Source organism: Thiohalocapsa sp., assembly GCF_022340605.1.
Classification (GTDB): domain Bacteria; phylum Pseudomonadota; class Gammaproteobacteria; order Chromatiales; family Chromatiaceae; genus Thiohalocapsa.
The window spans coordinates 1-5,205 of record NZ_JAJDNQ010000040.1 but is presented as its reverse complement, the minus strand read 5'-3'; the positions used below and the strand labels follow the sequence as shown (position 1 = coordinate 5,205).

Annotated in this window: 6 protein-coding genes; all 6 read right to left on the bottom strand. The window is 70.3% G+C overall.

Translation table 11 applies throughout. The features are described from left to right. On the bottom strand, positions 1 to 749 hold a 749-nt coding region (gene cas1 / locus LJE69_RS05230), incomplete at its 3' end, for a CRISPR-associated endonuclease Cas1 (protein ID WP_296922200.1). A 24-nt stretch (positions 750 to 773) separates the two neighbouring features. Next, complete coding sequence (gene cas2, locus LJE69_RS05225) at positions 774 to 1,058, bottom strand: CRISPR-associated endonuclease Cas2 (RefSeq protein WP_296922198.1); 285 nt, start codon at positions 1,056 to 1,058, stop codon at positions 774 to 776. Positions 1,059 to 1,425: 367 nt separating this feature from the next. Continuing rightward, positions 1,426 to 2,655 (bottom strand): DUF1887 family CARF protein, encoded by a 1,230-nt coding sequence (locus LJE69_RS05220; protein WP_296922197.1) that lies wholly within the window; start codon positions 2,653 to 2,655, stop codon positions 1,426 to 1,428. 12 nt (positions 2,656 to 2,667) lie between these two features. Beyond that, a complete protein-coding gene (locus LJE69_RS05215) occupies positions 2,668 to 2,898 on the bottom strand; it encodes a hypothetical protein (RefSeq protein ID WP_296922194.1) in 231 nt (76 codons plus the stop codon). 564 nt (positions 2,899 to 3,462) lie between these two features. Continuing rightward, positions 3,463 to 3,780 carry a DUF1874 domain-containing protein gene (locus tag LJE69_RS05210; RefSeq protein WP_296922193.1) on the bottom strand — a complete coding sequence of 106 codons (318 nt, stop codon included), beginning with the start codon at positions 3,778 to 3,780 and terminating at the stop codon, positions 3,463 to 3,465. A 69-nt stretch (positions 3,781 to 3,849) separates the two neighbouring features. Beyond that, positions 3,850 to 4,674: a hypothetical protein gene (locus LJE69_RS05205; protein ID WP_296922191.1), complete on the bottom strand. Its 825-nt coding sequence runs from the start codon at positions 4,672 to 4,674 to the stop codon at positions 3,850 to 3,852. Between the last annotated feature and the right edge of the window lie 531 nt (positions 4,675 to 5,205).

The following is a 5,205-nucleotide window of genomic DNA, read 5'->3' as shown; positions in this document are numbered from 1 at the left end:
TCCACGGCTGGGCGCAGCGGCTCGATGAGGTCCGAGGCCAGCGACTCGCGGCCGAAGTCGAGCCGGTGATAGAAGCCGATGATCGGGTCGAGCCCGGCGATGTGGCAGGCGCGCACCGCCTCGTAGTGGAGCAGGGTGTAGCCGAGCGAGAGCGCGGCGTTGACCGGGTCCTTGGGCGGGCGGCGGTTGCGGCCCGCGAAGCCGAGGGCGGGCGCAAAGAGGTGTGTGAAGCCCGCGAAGTAGGCCGCCGCGGCGGCGCCCTCGACGCCGCGCAGGGTGTCCATGTCCAGTGTCGGCTCGGCGCGCAGCCGGGCGCGGGCGGCGCCGAGCCGCTCCAGCGCCTGGTGCAGTGGATGGCGCAGGTCCGTCCGCTCGGCCAGTGCGCGGCGCAGCAGCCGCTGCTGGCGGTGCAGCTTGCCGCGCACCAGCCGCCGCGCCCAGGCGCTGCACCAGCCGGCGTCCTGATAGCGCTGGTATTGGCCGACGCGCCGCGCGCCGTCGTTGTGGCCTTTGCCGTGCACCAGGGCGGTCTTGCCGGCGTTGCGGCCGCCGAAGGCGACGATGCCGACGCCGGCGTCCGCCAGCCGCGCCAGCAGGCTGCTCTGCAGGGTGACGGCGCTGTGCATGACGACGGTGTCGAGCAGGTGCAGCGGCACGGTGCCACGGCGCGCTTCGCCGGCGTAGACCGCCAGGGCGTTGCCTTCCAGCTTCAGCGCCAGGTCGCGCCGGTCGAGATACAGGGTGCTCATGGATGCCCTCCGCGGCGGTGGCCGTCATCCAACATAGAACCAGGGCGGGTCCGCCGGCTTCACGGCACGGCCGAGCACGCGGCACTTGCCGCGCGGCTCCAGGCGCAGCAGCGCGAAGCGGTCCTCGACGGGGTCCAGGATGCCGCGCGTGCCGGCCAGCAGCGCGGCGCGCTCGGCGGGCGAGAGGAAGCACTCGAACACCGACTTCTGCCGGCCGCTGGCGTAGCCCTTGAGCAGTTTCAGGGCGTCGCGCAGGCGGCCGTCATCGGCGATGTCGTAGGCGGCGATGTAGAGCTTGCGTTGTGACATTCCGTGATCCTGGGCGTGTCATGACGCCGGTTCCGGGTTTGCAAGGTTGCGTTTTTTTTGCCGGCAACGACGGCCTTGACCATTGTTTCGGCCACCTGGTGTCGAAGCGCCCGGGACGCGGAGCGTCCGCTCTTGCTCCCACGCTGGAGAGACTGTGAAAGTAGTCGGTGTAGGTCGGGTTAGCGCAGCGTAACCCGACGACGGGCGTCCGTAAGCCATTGTTTGTCCAGCTGCCCCATCGCTAACCCGATCTACGATCCGCGTGTTTTCGGCGTTGCGAGCAACGCTTTCACGGCCTCTTTGCTCATCCATCCGCGACGTTTCAGTCGTGCACGGCGGCGGCGATGGCGCATCTCGGAGCACGCGCTCAGCCCGCGCCGATCCACGCCCGGAGCGCCGCGGGCAGCTCCGGCAGCCGGCGGCCGGCGCAGACGCGGATGCGCAGGTCCGCCGCCCGGCGCAGCACGTGGGCGGGCAGCTCGCGGTAGCTCACCAGCAGGGCCTTGGCTTGCAGGCCGCCGAGCAGATCGCCCAGGGCATCGAGGCGGTAGAGGGCGTCGGCACCGGGGTCGGGCGCGTTGGCGCCGCGCCAATTGCGCGTCTTGCACTCCACCAGGTAGAGCCGGTTCTCGGCGAGGCAGGCGACGTCGATCTCGTTTGGCACCAGGTCGCCGCGGGCCGTCTCGCGCTGGATGCGCAGCGAGCGGGCCAGGTCCTGGATCTGCCGCGGCGCCGCGCCGGCGGCTTCGTCTTCGGTCGCGCGCAGGGCCGCGCGCAACTCGCGCAGGCAGGCGTGGACGTGGCCCTCCAGCCAGCCGCCGTTGGCGTAGAAGCGGGCCTCCTCGTCCGGGAACACCAGCCGGTCATGGTCGATGCCGAGCAGCCCCGCGTCGGCGAAGCGCCTCACCAGGGCGCCGAAGTCCGCATCGCGCATGCGGTCCGCGTCGATGGGTGGCGAGCGCAGCGTGCGCTCCGCGGCATTGGCCAGGTAGTTGAGCGTGCCGAGCGGGCGGCCGATGCGCTCGTTCTCGGCCACCAGCCAGTCCGTCAGCGCCCGGCGCGGCGCCGGAACCGCGTCGTCCACGCGGCCTTCCACGCGCGAGCCGTGCGCGGCCAGAAAGTCGTCCAGCCCGACGCGGTTCGCCAGCGCATGGTTGGCGCGCTCCGCCGGCTGCAGCCAGATGAGCCGGTCCTGCTCCGGGTGCACGTAGTACACCGGCAGGCCGTAGGCGCGGAACACGTCGAACGCGGCGATGGCCATGGGCTTGGTGCCGCCGGTGGCGTTGAGCGCGAGGGCGCCGGCGTCTGCCGCCGCACGCTCCGCCTCCAGCAGCTCCAGCACCCGGAACTGGATGTGCTCCAGGTCCCAGGCATCGTCGATGGGCCAGTGCGTCACGCGCACCCCGCGCGGCGCCAGCACCGACTCCAGCCAGGCCGCCCGCCGCGCCATGTCCGGGCTCACCAGCAGCACCACCCGCGCCGGGCGCACGTCCGGGTCCAGCGCCGGGGTGAGGTTGGGCGTCGCCTGGGCGGAGATGAGCAGCAGGTGGATCGGTGTCGCTGCCGCGTCACGTGCCGGCGTTGGATGTTCTGTCATGGTGTCCTCCAGTCAGCGGGCGAGCCGCAACGGCCCGAAGCTGGTGTACTCGCCGCCGCCGTACTGCCACAGCATGACCCGGCAGGTGTTGGCGAATTCCCGGAACCGGCGCCGCTCGCGCCGGCGCCGGCCGAGGCTCACCTCCCACCATGTCCAGATGACCGGGAAGGTGATGACGAGCCCGAGCACGATGCCGATCGGGTCCAGGTAGGCGTTAATGAAGCCGGAGACGGGCTGCCACATCAGTCAGGTCCTGCCGATAAGGCGCGGGCGGAGTGCCGCGTGAACAAGGCGCGGGCAGCAAGGCGTTCACCACCGCCGGCACGTCTCGCCACCGGCTGCGCAGCCTGACGGATCCGCGCGTCGCACACCGCCAGCGCAAGGTTGCAAGCCACGGCGTTGATCATGATTCAGGCCGGCGTGGCAGCAGCACTCCCGTGGGAGCGGCACTCTCGGTGCCGCGACGGCGCCGCGACCGGGCGGCAAGCCAGGGCGCCAGACCCCAACACCCCCAAGCCGCCGCAACAGCCAGCCCCCGTCGCGCCACAAACAGCAGTGGCGCTCCCACAACCCCCGCACCGTGGCAGCGGCACTCCCGTGGGAGCGGCACTCTCGGTGCCGCGACCGGGCGCCCGTCGCGCCGAGGACGGCGCTCCCACGGGGCGGGGCCGAGTCATGATCGATGACCAATCCACCGGCTCGATACCGAGCCGAGCGCGCGCTGCCCTCGGCAGATCGATCGGGCCGCACCTGCCGTGGGAGCGCCGTCCTCGGCGCGAAACGGCGCCGGCAGGCGGGCCAGCGCGGTCACGTCAAGCGCTCGAGCCAGCCCAGCTCATAGGGCACCTGCGCCATCTCCGTGGCGCTCAGCACCGCCCCCTCCGGCAGCCGCCCGCGCAGGCGCAGAACCAGCGCCGCGTCGCCCGCCTCCATCGCGACGCTGACGCGGTTCACCGGCACCGCCATGCCCAGCAATTGCGACAGGAATGCCGCCGACGACGCATGGCCGACGGCGGACAAGAAGCCATCGGCGAGTCGCGCGCGGGCATCATCCGGCGCAATCGGCCCGGAGAAGCGGAACTCGCCGTAGGCGGTCAGGATCGGGGTGTTCAGCAAGTAGATCATGCGTCCGTCATCATGCAGGTTATTGCTCGGTGGCTGTCTTCCGGCCCCCCGGGGCATTCGCGCCGCCTGCTACCGGGTGCCGCGCCCGCCATCACCCTGCCTGCCGGTGGTGTGATTGCCCGGGCGATGATCCGACAGGATGATCACCTGCCCCTCATCGGCGTCCGCCTCGTGCCCCGCGCGGATCTGCGGCTGGCCGCTGCCCGAGCGATGCGTGCCCACCAGATAAATGCTCGTAACACCCAACTCCTCCGCCACCTGAAACGCGCCGACGCTCATCACCGCCGTGCCGCTGGTGACATCCACGCAGATCTCCTCCGGGCGGAAGCGGGCGAGCATCTCCGCCAATAGCTGCCGGCAATGGGCCTTGATAGTGGGCAGGTCGAAGGCGTCCGCCAGGCACTCCTCGTTGACATCGCCGGGCCCATGCAGGCACCGCGTCTCCGGAAACCTCGCCAGCACCGCGCCCGCGGCGGCCCGAGTGCGCTCCGTCCACACCAGCTCCGCCCGCGCATAGCGCATCTGGCACAGATGCCACTGCATCAGCGGCTCCGGCCCCGCCATGATCAGCGCGGCACGAAAGCCCGCCCCCTGCATCGGCACCCCCGCGCGCCGATAGCTCTGCGCCAGCTCCTGCCGGGCCGCGTACAACGGCAGCGCCACCGCCCAGCCCAGCGCCAAAGACAGCGCACCGAGCACGGTGAACGCCTTGTCCAGCCAGGCGACCGGCGAATCCTCGCCCAGACCGTTCAGCAGCCAGCCGACCCACGCGCTCAGCCCAAGCACCGCGGTCACCACCGCCACGCCGCTGATCCAGGGGTGGAGCCGAGCCCGGCGCAAGAGCCAGAGCCAGGCAGCGTCGAATCGGGCGCGCAGCGCGGAACGCAACATCATTCAAAACCTCCTCCTCATCATCATCCTCAGCCGGTTGCCAACGCCCCCGGCGGATCAAATCGTGGCGTCGCGAATGCATGCGACTGCCACGCCCAGCGCGGGGTCCAGCAGCATCCACGCCCGATCCGCGGTCAGTGCAATGGCGTTGCGCTGGCGTGTCAGCCTCAATCGCTCCAAGTGATCGGGTCTCTGACAGGTTGGCATCGTACTGGCAGGTTTCTTGGTGGCTGGCGGGTGAGTGCTCGGCGCCAAGTTGGGCGTGTCCGGTTGCATGGCTCCGATGGCAACTCCAAAACCGGCTAAGCAAGGGCTCAGAAACAACGTGAACACCGAAGTGTGGATAAGCGAAGAGACCATGAAAGTATTCGGTGTAGGTCGGGTTAGCGCAGCGTAACCCGACGCTGCGGCGGGGTAACCCATTGACTGTCGGGTTACGCTATCGCTGACCCGAGCTACGATCCGCTCGTTTTCAGAGTTGCGAGCAATACTTTCACGGTCTCGAAGCGCATCCGCCGTGTTGGCTGCATCTAG